This window comes from Anaerotalea alkaliphila, assembly GCF_010179735.1.
Lineage (GTDB): Bacteria > Bacillota > Clostridia > Lachnospirales > Vallitaleaceae > Anaerotalea > Anaerotalea alkaliphila.
In genome coordinates this window covers 74,685-87,719 of the sequence record NZ_JAAEEH010000008.1, presented here as the reverse complement: position 1 = coordinate 87,719, position 13,035 = coordinate 74,685, and the positions used below count along the sequence as shown (strand labels likewise).

Genomic DNA, 13,035 nt, shown 5'->3' with positions numbered 1-13,035 from the left:
TATTCCGGATCACCGGCTAACATCCGCGAGTTGGTACAATCGTGAAGAACCACATTTGGAGCAACTGGAGTTCGTCTCTAGTTGCTCTTTTTTGATTGCTCCAAATGTGATACTTCACTTATGAATTATAGCACACCCGGTGTCCGCATATCATTGTAATATTTTATAATATATATTATTATTTAGTATTGCATATCATTTAATTGCATGCTATTATACTTACATGATAACAATTCGCATTTAGCCCGATGAATCCTACCAGAGGAGGTATTCGCCATGAAAAGACTGTTCACAGCATTTGCAATCGCATCCCTATTATTCTCCAGCATTCCCTTGCGCGCTGCGGAAGGGGACATCGTGGACATCGCATCCGGCAACCCCGACTTCTCCATACTGGTGGCGGCTCTGCAGCAGGCGGAGCTTGTTTCCGCACTGCAGGGTGAAGGTCCCTTCACCGTATTCGCCCCCACAGACGCAGCCTTCACATCCCTGTTGAACGAGCTGGGCATCACAGCGGAAGCCCTCTTGGCCAACGGCACCCTTTCCAACGTGCTTCTATACCATGTGGTCTCCGGCAAGGTCATGAGCACCGACCTTTCCGACGGCATGAGCGCTCCTACCTTGAACGGGGAGGAAATTTACATCGACCTTACCGGAGGCGTTAAGGTCAACGCTTCCAAAGTGGTCCTGGCGGACCTGGAAGCAACCAACGGGGTCATCCATGTGGTGGACAAGGTCCTCGTGCCCTCCGATTTCATCCTGGATCCGGAACCGACGGCAACGGCTGAACCGGCCCCGGCGGAGGAACCCGCAGCAGCGCAGGAACCTGCTGCTAAGGATATCGTGGAGATCGCCCTGGGCGACCAGAACTTCAGCATGCTGGTAAGCCTCCTGCAAAAGGCGGGTCTGGTGGAAACCCTCCAGGGGGAAGGTCCCTTCACCGTATTCGCACCGACCAACGCCGCTTTTGACAAGCTGCTGGCCGCTCTGGGAATCACTCCGGAGGAACTGATGGCCCAGCCCGATTTGGCCAAAGTGCTTCTCTACCATGTGGTTTTAGGCAAGGTCATGAGCACCGACCTTTCCGACGGACTGGTTGCGGCAACCGCAGGCGGGGAATCCATCGCGGTGGATTTGAAGGATGGTGTCAAGATCAACCAGTCCAACGTGACCATCGTGGACATCGAGGCCAGCAACGGCGTCATCCATGTCATCGACACCGTCCTCGTGCCGGCAGGCTTCACCCTGCAGACCGCACCGGCGGAGGAAGCAAGACCTGCGATCCCCTACACAGGGGTCACGGCGGCCCTTCCTCTGGGCGCCCTCTTTGCAGCCACCCTTGCAGGATATGCCGCATACAGAAGCAGGCGTAGAGCTTGAGTACACGTTCCATGCAATGAAAAGGGATCCGGCAACGGATCCCTTTTCATTGCATGCGTTCCCTTCCTGGGGCCCGGCAAAAGGATTGCCCTCCCCCCCTCCTTTTGCTATACTGTATCCATGACAAGTCGTACCCCGGAGGAACACCATGCTGCGCACAGCGATCACCCTATATCTTTTTTCCACCGTCCTGGCCACAGCCTTCTTCACCAGCTACGTCCTGGTCACCAGCCGGGCCCGCTACCGGAAATACCTTTCCGCTATGGTCTTCTCCCTTTGCCTTTATCTCTTCGGCTACCTCATGGAACTCCAGAGCACCGACCTGGACAGGATGTACTTCTGGAACCAGGTCCAGTATTTCGGTTTGCCCTTCTACCCCTCCCTTTGGCTGGCGGTTGTCCTTTTCTACGCCAGGCGGATCAAAACCCTGGGCAGGCCCCTGCTGGCCGTCCTCTTTTTCGTGCCGGCCTTCACCTTCCTGCTGCGTCTGACCAATCCCCTGCACCATCTCTACTACCGCTCCATCCATATTTCCGGAAGCGGGGAGTTCCCCCTGCTGCATCTGCAGAAAGGCCCCTGGTATTATGTCCAGAGCCTCCACGCCCTGGTCTGCATGCTGGCGGCCTGCTGGATACTGTACCGGCTGTTCATGCAATCCGGAAACAGTCCCACCGACCGCCTCCGCCTCCTGCTGCACCTGAACGCCTCCCTCCTTCCCTTCCTGGGGCTGGGCCTGATCCTCGTGGATTTCGGGGGGAACGGGCTGGACTACGGGGCCCTACTGGCTCCCGTCTCCTTGTCCATCATGATCTACACCGTGTTCCGTTTCGATTTCCTGGAGCTCCTGTCCCTGGCCCGGGAATCCATCTTCGAGAACAGCCGGGACGCCATGCTGGTCCTGGACAACGACCTGCGGATCCTGGACCACAACAAGGAAGCGGAAGCCCTCCTTTCTCCGGACCAGGGGGCCCTCTTGAACCGGCCCTTGCAGGACGCCATCAGGACCAGGCCCGACCTGGCCTCCCGCTTCACGGAGGATTCCCCTTGGAGTTTCCTTCTGGACAACCAGGGCCTGGACAAATGGTACGAGGTCACCACTTCCCCTCTCAAGAACCACATGGGGCGTTCCGTGGGCATCCTGAAGAACATCCGGGATGTGACGGACCGGAAGAAGCTGGAACAGGAACTGCAGAAGCTGGCCACCATCGACGGGCTCAGCGGCCTATACAACCGGCGGCGTTTCATGGAAGTCGCCCAGATGGAATTCCTTCGGACAAAACGGAGCCAAAAAGCCTTCTCCATCCTGATGGTGGATCTGGACCACTTCAAAAGGATCAACGACACCTACGGCCACGGCGCCGGGGACGAGGTGATCCGGGCCATGGGGCGCCTTCTGCGGAACACCTTCCGCAAGACGGACAGCTGCGGCCGTCTTGGGGGCGAAGAGTTCGCCGTGCTTCTGCCGGACACCGGGAGCGCGGACGCTTTCCATGTGGCGGAAATCTTCCGCAAGGAAACGGCAAGGACCCTCATCCCCTATGGGGACCGGACCCTTGCCGTAACCGCCAGCATCGGAGTCGCCACCTTTTCCGGCAGCCCCCAGGATTTGGACAACCTCCTCCAGCAAGCCGACGAAGCCCTCTACACCTCCAAGGTGCAGGGCAGGAACAAGACGACCGGAGCCTTCCGCTGAGGCTCCGGTCTTTTATCCGCTGTAGAGGGACATGGGGAAGTTCACGCGGATGTTCTCCTCATCGATGCGGTAATTCCTGTTCCGGAAGAGGTTCACACAAGCCTCGACCACCTTGGGGTCATACAGCCTGCCCGCATTCCTTTCTATTTCCTCCAGTGCCGCCCCGATGCCCAAGGCGGGCCTATAGGGCCTGTGGGACATCATGGCCTCGACGACGTCCGCTACGATCAGGATGTTGGCTTCCGCCGTCAGATGATGACCGCCGATGCCTCTGGGATATCCGCTGCCGTCCAATCGCTCATGGTGCTGGTAGATCGTCTCCGCAATGACCCAAGGCAGCTCCACCCTGTTCAGGATTTCGTATCCCTGGGCGCTGTGGACCTTGATGATTTCCATTTCGGCCGGACTCAGCTTCCCCGGTTTGGAGAGGATCTCCGCAGGGATTACGATCTTGCCGATGTCATGGATGTACCCGATGATCCGCAGGATGTCCACCTGGTCCTGGTGCAGCCCCAGCGTCCTCCCGATGTCCGCCGCCAGGTTCCCCACCCGCCTCTGGTGCCCTGCGGTATAGGGATCCCGCATCTCCACCACGGAAGACATGAGGAGCACCATGTTCTCCATCGTCTTCTGCAGGTCCCTCGTCCTTTCGCCCACCAGCCGCTCCAGCAAATCCTTGTGCCGCTCCTTTTCTTCCTCCTCCGCCTTGACCGCCAGTGCCTTTTCCACGGTCAGCAGGAGAAGTTGCTTGTTGATGGGCTTCTTCAGGTAGTCCACCGCACCGGCCCGTACCGCCAGTACGGCCGTCTCCACCGTCGGTTCTCCCGTCATCACGATGACCTGTGTTCCGGGTGCGGCGGCACGGATCCTTTGGACCAGTTCCATGCCGGACATCCCCGGCATGACGATGTCCGTAACGACCAGGTCGAAGCCCCCTCCCTCCATGCGCTCCAGCGCACTGGTTGCGTCGGCCGCGGCTTCCACCCCATGGCCCTCCTTCTCCAGAAAGGCGGCCAAAGTTGTCCGCAGGCTTTTTTCATCGTCCACAATCAGAATCCTGTTCATGCGTTCCCCTCCTCTTTTCCCATGTCCCAGCCATTGTCCACCGGAAGCTCCAGATGGAACACGGTGGAGAGCCCTTCCTCCGAATCGAAGGTCAGGCGTCCATGGTGGTCCGCAACGATTCCGTAACTGATGGCCAGCCCCAGTCCGGTCCCCTTTTCCTTGGGCTTTGTGGTGTAGAAGGGCTCGAAGACCTTTCCCGCATCCACATCCGGGATTCCGTTGCCGGTGTCCTCCACGTCCAAACGGAGCCATCTGCGGTCCTCCCTGCGGGACAGGGAGCCCCTGATCCGGATGACCTTCCTCTCGTCCCCTTCCGGGTATCTGTCGTTCAAGGCGTCCCTGGCATTGGTCAGCAGATTCATCAGCACCTGCTGGATCTGCTGGCTTCTGCATTTGATTTCCGGCAACCCTTCCTCCAGGTCGACCTCCAGTCCGATCCGGTCCTTCTTCAGGATCGTCCTGACCAGCCCCAGGGTCCGGTGGACGATGTCCTCCACCCTGGCATAACTGTGGGACTGCTTCTCCTGACGGGAGAACTGCAGCAGGTTCTGCACGATTTCCGCCACCCGCTCCGTTTCCAGGATGATTTCGGAGGCATACACCCTATTCCGCTCCCGGTCCTCCAGGTCATCCAGGATGAGCTGGGCATAGTTCATGATGCCGTTGACGGGATTGTTGATTTCATGGGCCACCCCTCCCGCCAGGGTTCCGATGGCCTCCAGCTTCTGCTGCTGCCGCAACTGGGACTCCGCCTGGAGCTTGGCCTCTTCAAGGGCCCTTTTTTCGGTGCTGTCCTTCAGGAAGACGACCGCTCCCTTTCCTTCCTCAAATTCCACAGGAACCGCGGATACTTCCGCATGGACCACCCCCTCCTCCAGGTCCAGGCAGATTTCCGGCACGTCCGTCACCGGATCCCCTCCCCCTTCCAGCAACTCGTTTCGCCTGGCCGCCGAAGCCCGGGAATCCGGGTGGAAACGCAGGAGCACCTCCCCGCCGAGAAGGTCCTCCTCCTTTTCCGCCTTGAAAAATCGCATGGCCGCGTTGTTCACATACTTGAACTTCCCGTCCCGCTGGATGAAGATCCCGTCCGGGGCATGGTCCACCAGGGTCCTAAACCGGTTTTCGCTCTCCATGAACTTCCGCTGGGCCATGGCCTTTTCGGAGACGTCATGGACAATGGAGTAGAGGTGCTTCTTTCCCTGGAAGCTGATGGGTCCGGAATAGACCTCCACGTCCGCAACCGTGCCGTCCGCTTTCCGATGCCTGAAGTTGAAATGCCTCCGCTTTTCCTCCAAGGCCTTTCCCATCTCCCGTTGGATTTCCTCCTCTTCCAGCGTGTTGATTTCGCCAATCCCCATCCGGGCCATTTCCTCACCGGACCAGCCATAGTAATTGCTGGCAGCCGGGTTCGACTCCACAATCCTTCCGGTGGCCGGATCCAGGATCAGCATGACGGCGTGGTTGTTCCTGAACAGGCTCCGGTACCGTTCCTCGCTCTCCTCCACTCGGACCACCGCTTCGTTCCGGTCCTTCTGGTGGAAGAGCATCAACCCCAGCAGGACGGTTCCCACAGGATAGATGGACATGACCGGCAGGCTGATGGCCCCCAGTACGGCCCGGGCGGTTTCCCTGGGAAGGATGTTCATGCAGAGCAGCATGGCCAGATGCACCACCAATCCCAGGGCGTAAAGCTCGGACCAGCGCCTCCCCACCTTCCCCTTCTGCAACCGCAGGCGCCTCCATAGGAGACCGATGGTCCCGGAGACGGCGATGACGGTGATGCCGGTGAGGGCCCCGGCCCCTCCTTCCAGATACCGGAAGGCCGATGCGGTCCCCATGGCGATGACGGTGGGAATCCCGCCGAAGAACAGGCCGGTCACACTGATGAGGATGGACCTGGTGTCGAAGATGACCCCATCCTCCAGCACGAAGGGGACGTACATGATGGCAATGCAGATGGAACCGACCACCACTCCCCGCAGGATGTCCTTCAGAAGCCGGCTGCGCATGTGGATCAGGTAGTCGATTTCATAGACCATCCCCAAGGCGATCAGTAGGGCGGTGTTGTTGATCAGGCTTTTGACGATTGCTGTTTCCATTCCTTGCGCTCCTCGTTTCCTAGTCTTAGTGAAACAATAGCATACTCCGTTCCTTTTTTCATCAAAAACCTTGCATCCGGACCCTTTTCAACGGAAAAAGGCCCCGGTATCCGGAACCGGGACCTTGCCTTGTTACAGCACATGGAACAGGAACACCAACACCGTGGCCAGGGCCATGCGCTTGTGGTTCGTGAAGAAGAACAGCTTCTTCGTCCTGTAGTAGGCCCCGCCCAGGGAGGCCGTAGCCAGCAGGAACAGCCAAAGGACCAGGCCGCTGTGGAGCCGCAGGGTTCCAAGGGCCAGGTAGCCGTGGGTGATCCCCACCGCCAGGACAACCAGTCCAAGGGGCTTGTGGACCTTCCGGGCCATCCTGGCCACCTTGGAATATCGGGAACGGGCTGCGCCCTTCAGATGGAGGAGATGCCTGTTCAGGAACTGCATCCACCAGGGTGCCGTCATTACCGTCAGGAACGCCACGTTGAACCAAGCCAGGATCTTGTACATGCAAAGCCTCCTATGGGGTGTCGGCCAGTCTGCCCACTACCGGAATCCCCACCAGCTTGGAGACTCCGTGGGGGGATACCTCCTTGATTTCCCGGGTCAGGTCCTTGCCTGCGGAAAAGCCGTTGTGCTCACCGCCGCTCCAAGGACGGCTTTCCGTCACGTCGTAGATGACGCCGTCCACCGCCACATAGGCCGGGTTGCCGTCCTTTCCGTCAAAGGCCGCCAGTTCCTCCAGGGTCAGCACCAGTTCCTCCGCTTGGGAACCGTTCACCGCAGGCGCCTTGGAGCCGCAGGCTGCCAGGGCCAGGGTGAGTGCCAGGGGGATTATCAGAAAAAGCAAAAGCCGCATTTTTCTTGTTTTCATGCAAACCACTCCTTTCCACTCCATTATACCACGGGCGGTTCCTCCCAGTCCATGGAGCGCCGGACCGCCTTTTTCCACCCCCTGTAAAGCCCGTCCCTTTTTTCCTGCTCCATCGCCGGTCTGAACTCCCTGCCCACATCCCACTTGTTCTGGATGTCTTCCGCACTCTCCCAGAACCCCACGGCCAGCCCAGCCAGATAGGCCGCTCCCAGTGCCGTCGTCTCCAGGACCTGGGGCCTCTGGACCGGAACCCCCAGCAGGTCGGCCTGGAACTGCAGGAGGAAGTCGTTGGCGGCGGCTCCTCCGTCCACCTTCAACGACTGGAGGGTGATGCCGCTGTCCTCCTCCATGGCTTCCAGCACATCCCTGGTCTGGTAGGCGATGGATTCCAGGGTGGCCCGGACCAGGTGCTCCCTCTTGGTTCCCCGGGTCAGGCCCACAATGGCGCCCCGGGCGTACATGTCCCAATAGGGGGCTCCCAGCCCTGTGAAGGCCGGCACCATGTAGACCCCGTTGGTGTCCTCCACCAGGTTGGCGTAGTATTCGGTCTGGGCGGCGTCATAGATGATCCGAAGCTCGTCCCGCAACCATTGGATTGCCGCACCGGCGATGAAGATGCTGCCTTCCAGGGCGTACTCCACCTTGTCGCCAATGCCCCAGGCGATGGTGGTGAGCAGTCCCTTGGAAGATGCGATGGGTGTCTCCCCCGTGTTCATGAGCAGGAAGCAGCCCGTGCCATAGGTGTTTTTGGCCATGCCGGGTTCGAAGCAGGCCTGGCCGAACAGGGCCGCCTGCTGGTCCCCCGCATCTCCCGCAATGGGGATTTCCGCCCCGCCGAAAGTCCCCGGATCCGTGTGGCCGAACACGTGGCTGGAGGGCTTCACCTCCGGCAGCATGGACTCCGGGATGCCCAGCTCCTCGAGGATCTCCTTGTCCCAAGCCAGTTCCCGGATGTTGTAGAGCATGGTCCTGGAGGCGTTGGAACAATCCGTCACATGGACCTTCCCCCGGGTCAGGTTCCAAATCAGCCAGGTGTCCACGGTTCCGAAGAGGAGTTCCCCCTTTTCCGCCCTCTCCCGGACCCCTTCCACGTTGTCCAGGATCCATTTCACCTTGGTTCCGGAAAAATAGGCGTCCACCACCAGTCCGGTCTTCTTCCGGATCCTCTCCTCCCAGCCCTTCGCCTTCAGGCTGTCGCAGATGTCCGCCGTCCGCCGGCACTGCCACACGATTGCGTTGTGCACAGGCCGCCCCGTGTTCCTGTCCCATACCACCGTGGTCTCCCGCTGGTTGGTGATTCCGATGGCCGCGACCTCCTCCGGACGGATGCCGGCCTTTTCCAGCACCTGGCGGGCCACACCGCTCTGTGTCCCCCAGATCTCCATGGGGTCGTGCTCCACCCAACCCGGTTTGGGGTAGTATTGGGGGAACCCGATCTGGGCGCTGGCCACCTGCCGGCCTTCCCTGTCGAACAGGATGGCACGGGAACTGGTGGTGCCCTGGTCAAAAGCGAGGATGTATCTCTTCATGATGCAACAGCCTCCTTTCATGGATCCAATGAAGCGCATACTTCATTATACCACGAGAAAAGGAGGCTGTTGCTTAGAATCATGCACTTTTCAAAACGTCTTCTTCCCTTGCCCGAAGTATTGGTTCAGCACAACAACCCCGGCCGATTTTTTCCTCTTTTCACGGTAATTTTCAACCCGGTGGATCTGTGTCCCGTCGATCGTACGGTTGATGGCCGAAAGCTTCTTCACAAAAAGGTTGTAGACCCAATCCTCGTCGAAGATGGACCCTGCCATGTAGAGCTGTTCGGGGTCCAGGATGTCGATGAAGGTGCTGACGGAGGCAGCCAATTTGTCCATCGCGCCCTTCAGCGCCTGGAAACCGTCCTTTTGGCTGGCCGCCAGGACCGTTTCCGCATTGGCGGCTTCATACTCCAACTCCGGATCCGCCTGCCGGATGATGGAACCGAAGTTGATGAGCGACTCCAGGCAACCTTTCTTGCCGCATACCCTGCAAGGGGATCCTTCCGAACCTGGGTCCCAAATGACGTGCCCCACTTCACCGGCACGGTTCTTGGAACCCATGAGGATTTTCCCGTCCACAACGATCACTCCACCTACCCCAGGACCGTATTTGACCAGCAGGAAATCGCGGCTGGTGTTGCCGAAATAGTTTTCCGTAACCGCCATGCCCTTCACGTTGTTCATCATGTGGATCTCCAGTCCGCATCGGTCCACAATCTGTCCCTTGATGTCCCGGATGGGCAGGCTGAGGCAGAGGTCGTCCTCGATGTATCCCTGCAGAAGAAGCCCCAGCCCCAGGATCCTGCTGTCCTGATGCCTGGAAATCATCCCCCTGGTAAAGGCGATAGCCTCGTCCAGGACCTTCTGGTCCAACGCACCATAGAACCACCGCTTCTCCTCGACGACGTCGGATTTCACGTTCAGCAAGGTCACCCGGATGGAGGTGTTCGTCACATCGAATCCGACCGCATGCGCCAAATCGGGCAGCACGTCCAGCATCACCTGTTTCCTGCCCACCTTCCCTTCCTCCACTTCACCCAACTCCTTGAGCACCTTGCGTTCGATCAATGTGTTGGTGATTCTGGACAGGGTGGCGTTGGTGACGCCCAGGTGCTGGGCGATTTCTTTTCGTGATGCCGCACCGTTCCGTATGATGTATGCGATCACCTGCTGCTGTGTCGTTTGCTTTTGCTGTTCATCTTCCTTGGTTCCTTTGGCATGCACGGTGCGCGGCCCTCCCATCTGTCTTCTGTATGCCCATTATAACTTGTATATCCCCACGGTTGCAAGCCCCTCCGGGGGCGCCTGCCTAACGGACCAAAAGCAATCCGGAAACCAAGAGCAGGATATAGGTCATCGTAAGGAAGGTGGACTGCCTGATGCTTCCGTGCAGGCGGTTTCCCAGGGCGATTCCTCCCACCAAAGGCAAGATGGAGAGCGCTGTCATCAGGAGGACTTCCCTATTGAAGAACCCCTGGTTCCAATGGTCCGCAAACAGCAATGTGTTCAGCACGATCCAGACCGAAGAGAGGGTTGCCCGGAACGCAGACTTGTCCTTGAATCGTCCGGCCGCATACACCACCAGCAGCGCCCCCCCGGAAATGAACATCCCGTGGATGACCCCCGCCAGGAGGATGACCAGCGTCAGGGTACCCCTGGGCACCCGAATCTCCCTTTTCATGAAAAGGTTCTTGAGCGCGATGGCGATGATGACCAGGCCATAGAAGAACAACAGGTTCTCCAGAGGTGCGGCCCTGAACAGGAGCACCCCCGCCCCCATGCCCCCCAGCATGAAGATGGTGATTTTCGCGAATTCCCTTTTGTCGACGAACCTCCTGTTCCTGAAGGCAATCCAGACCGAGGCCAGCAGGCCCAGCACATTCAGGACCGCCTTGGCCTCGTCCACCCCGATCAGCAGCATGGAGGCTGGCATCGCCAGCATGGTTCCGGCAAAACCGGTGATCGCCTGGATGATGTTCGTCAGGAAGACGATGATATAAAACAAGCCTCCCGCCCCCTTTCGTCAATAGCGCAGTTCCAGGTTCTCGCCGATGATTCCCGGATGGGCGCCCCGGTCCAGCAAAGGCTTCCGTTCCGGATGGGCCATGACCCACTTGTTCCGCATCAGGAGCAGACGGTCCTGCCCTTCCGCCGGTTCCACCGGCCGCTCCAGGTCGGTGTTCGTTCCCCTGGGAAGGATCACCACGGCCTTGAATCCGGCGTCCGATGTCCTGCAGGGGGACAGGTGCAGGGTCGTGGCATACAACTCGATCGCCGTCCCCCTTTCCAGAAAGAACACCTCCGCATCCTCCACGCGGAAGTGATTGTCATGGATGTCCCACACATGCCCCAGAATCAGCATGCAGTCCGTGACGGCCACGTTGATTTCGCTGCTCTTGTGGTATTCCATCCCGTTGAGGGTGGTGTTTTTCCCGTTGCAGTAGCCGACCTCGATGTCCATGCCTCCGAAGAAGCCGTCTTGGAGACGTCCGCAGACGGGCAGGCTCTCCATCTCCGGGACGGAAGGGACATAGGTGTTCCCTTCCTCCGGGACTTCGGTTTCCATCTCCATCCAGCGGATCAGACCGTTGAAATCGTACCCTTCCAAAACCCTTCCATACGTCTTGAAACGGCCGTCCCCCACGCTGTGCACCGGGACCTTGTTGGCTTCCTTCAATCGCCGGATCATCATGCCATCCTCTTGCGGACCGCCTGTATGGTGGCGCAGAAATCCATCCGTCCCAGACCCATGTCCAGGGCGTCCTTGTAGACCTCCAGGGAAACCTCCATCCCCGGCATGCGGATGCCCTCTTCCGTTGCCATGGTCCTGCATATGCCCAGGTCCTTTGCCATATTCTCCACCGAGAAGGCGGTGGTGAAATTGTTGTCCTTGATGAAAGGGGCCTTGCCGTCCAGATAGAAGTTCTGGCCCCCGCCGTAGGAAACCGCTTCCGTGTAAGCATCCAGTCCGATTCCGTTCTGCTCCGCCAAGGCGATGGTCTCGTTGACACCGTTCTGGATTTGGGCCACCAGGGTGTTGTGGCAAACCTTCATCACAAGACCCTTCCCGTGGTCGCCCATATGGATGGTGTTGTTCCCCATGTACAGGAGGATTCCCTTCATCTTTTCATAAACCTCCCGGTCTCCCCCCACATAGATTCCCAGGGTACCCGCGATGGCGGCCGGCTTGGATTTCACCACGGGTGCATCCAGGAAACGCGCCCCTGTCGCCTCCACCATTCCTGCAATCTCCACCGATACGCCGGGGTCGATGGTGCTCATGTCGATGCAGGTCTTGCCTTCTCCCAGTTCCCCAAGGATTTCCCGGTACACGCTTTTGGAATGCTCCGACTTGGGCACCATGGTGATGATCACATCCGCATTCCGGGCCACTTCCGGACTGCTGCCGCAACCGGTCGCTCCCAGGGCTTCCAGCTTTTCCACCTGTGCATGCACCATGTCGTATACGAACACTTCTCCGTCATGCTTCTTCACAATGTTTTCGCTCATGGATTCGCCCATGATTCCGAGACCGATAAAACCGATTTTCATGCCGTTCCTCCCTTTTTGGCCAGTGCTTTTTGGGGTCATTCCGTCGCCGTGTTGTCCCACGCGTTGGTGAATACGTCCAATCCTTGATTGGTAAAGGGATGCTTGAAACTATCCTGGTAAACTTCCAGGCCGGTGGTCACGATGTCCGCGCCCGCAACCGCACAATCCACAATCTGTTTGGGTGTGCGGATGGCCGCACAGATGATTTGTGTCTTGCCCTTGAATCCGTAATTCCTGTAGATGTCCACGATGTTCTGGATGTAGCTCCTGCAGTCCTCTCCATTGGCTTCCTTCCAGCCGATGAACGGGGATACGAAAAGGGAGTTGTTCTTGGCGGGAACCAGTGCCTGGGCCGGGGAGAACACCAGGGTCACATTGGTGCGGATGCCCTTTTGTTCCAACCGTCTGGCTGCTTCGACACCTGGTTCGATGCAGGGGATCTTGATGACGAAATTGGGGGACATGGCCGCAATCCGTTCTCCCATCTCCACCATCGCATCCGCCTCTTTCAAATGGGGGTTGATTTCCACCGAGATGGGGAACTTGTCATGCCCTTCGATCCCTTCCGCCTTCACCCATTCCGCGAATTCCTGGATGACCGTAAAAAAAGGTTTTCCGCTCATCATGATGTGTCTGGGGTTGGTTGTCACTCCATCGATTCCAAAGGTGTGGTAGGCATATTTCACTTCTTCAATTTTCGCACTGTCCAAAAAATATTTCATCGCTATCCTTCTCCTTTTCAATCCGGTTCCTTAGGTTTCGCTTTATTGTTTGCTTTCTCTACGTAATCAATTATGTTTTTATTATACCGCTCCAGGCGGCTGCTGTCAATCCTTTTCGACCCTT

The 13,035-nt window shown here is 58.4% G+C and carries 12 protein-coding genes; 2 read left to right on the top strand and 10 right to left on the bottom strand.

Features of this window, described 5'->3' with window-relative positions; genetic code table 11:
• Positions 1-276: 276 nt before the first annotated feature.
• Together GXN74_RS04580 and GXN74_RS04575 are read left to right on the top strand one after the other, a co-directional pair.
• Positions 277-1,380, top strand: a complete 1,104-nt coding sequence (locus tag GXN74_RS04580) for a fasciclin domain-containing protein (RefSeq protein WP_162369747.1) — start codon at positions 277-279, stop codon at positions 1,378-1,380.
• Between the two features lie 148 nt (positions 1,381-1,528).
• Positions 1,529-3,073 carry a histidine kinase N-terminal 7TM domain-containing diguanylate cyclase gene (locus GXN74_RS04575; RefSeq protein WP_162369746.1) on the top strand — a complete coding sequence of 515 codons (1,545 nt, stop codon included), beginning with the start codon at positions 1,529-1,531 and terminating at the stop codon, positions 3,071-3,073.
• A gap of 12 nt (positions 3,074-3,085) precedes the next feature.
• Here the strand turns inward: GXN74_RS04575 and GXN74_RS04570 are convergent, their stop codons facing one another.
• From GXN74_RS04570 to GXN74_RS04525, 10 genes are all read right to left on the bottom strand, one after another.
• A complete protein-coding gene (locus GXN74_RS04570) occupies positions 3,086-4,138 on the bottom strand; it encodes an HD-GYP domain-containing protein (protein ID WP_162369745.1) in 1,053 nt (350 codons plus the stop codon).
• A complete protein-coding gene (locus GXN74_RS04565) occupies positions 4,135-6,237 on the bottom strand; it encodes a PAS domain S-box protein (RefSeq protein ID WP_162369744.1) in 2,103 nt (700 codons plus the stop codon). The genes GXN74_RS04570 and GXN74_RS04565 overlap by 4 nt, the downstream gene beginning before the upstream one ends.
• A 132-nt stretch (positions 6,238-6,369) precedes the next feature.
• Positions 6,370-6,741, bottom strand: coding sequence for a hypothetical protein (locus GXN74_RS04560; RefSeq protein ID WP_162369743.1), 372 nt, complete (start codon positions 6,739-6,741; stop codon positions 6,370-6,372).
• A 10-nt stretch (positions 6,742-6,751) separates the two neighbouring features.
• Positions 6,752-7,105 (bottom strand): cytochrome b5 domain-containing protein, encoded by a 354-nt coding sequence (locus GXN74_RS04555; protein WP_246208588.1) that lies wholly within the window; start codon positions 7,103-7,105, stop codon positions 6,752-6,754.
• Positions 7,106-7,128: 23 nt separating this feature from the next.
• Positions 7,129-8,634 carry a glycerol kinase GlpK gene (gene glpK, locus GXN74_RS04550; protein ID WP_162369741.1) on the bottom strand — a complete coding sequence of 502 codons (1,506 nt, stop codon included), beginning with the start codon at positions 8,632-8,634 and terminating at the stop codon, positions 7,129-7,131.
• 90 nt (positions 8,635-8,724) lie between these two features.
• Positions 8,725-9,861 (bottom strand): ROK family protein, encoded by a 1,137-nt coding sequence (locus tag GXN74_RS04545; RefSeq protein ID WP_162369740.1) that lies wholly within the window; start codon positions 9,859-9,861, stop codon positions 8,725-8,727.
• 85 nt (positions 9,862-9,946) lie between these two features.
• Positions 9,947-10,642, bottom strand: a complete 696-nt coding sequence (locus GXN74_RS04540; protein ID WP_162369739.1) for a sulfite exporter TauE/SafE family protein — start codon at positions 10,640-10,642, stop codon at positions 9,947-9,949.
• An 18-nt stretch (positions 10,643-10,660) separates the two neighbouring features.
• On the bottom strand, positions 10,661-11,329 hold the full coding sequence (locus GXN74_RS04535) for a DUF4867 family protein (protein WP_343032791.1): 669 nt from the start codon (positions 11,327-11,329) through the stop codon (positions 10,661-10,663).
• The gene (locus tag GXN74_RS04530; RefSeq protein WP_162369738.1) at positions 11,326-12,228 is read right to left on the bottom strand and encodes an NAD(P)-dependent oxidoreductase; all 903 of its coding nucleotides are present in this window, start codon (positions 12,226-12,228) and stop codon (positions 11,326-11,328) included. The genes GXN74_RS04535 and GXN74_RS04530 overlap by 4 nt, the downstream gene beginning before the upstream one ends.
• Entirely contained in the window at positions 12,225-12,911 is a 687-nt protein-coding gene (locus GXN74_RS04525) for a transaldolase family protein (RefSeq protein WP_162369737.1), read from the bottom strand. Before GXN74_RS04525 ends, GXN74_RS04530 begins: the two co-directional genes overlap by 4 nt.
• Between the last annotated feature and the right edge of the window lie 124 nt (positions 12,912-13,035).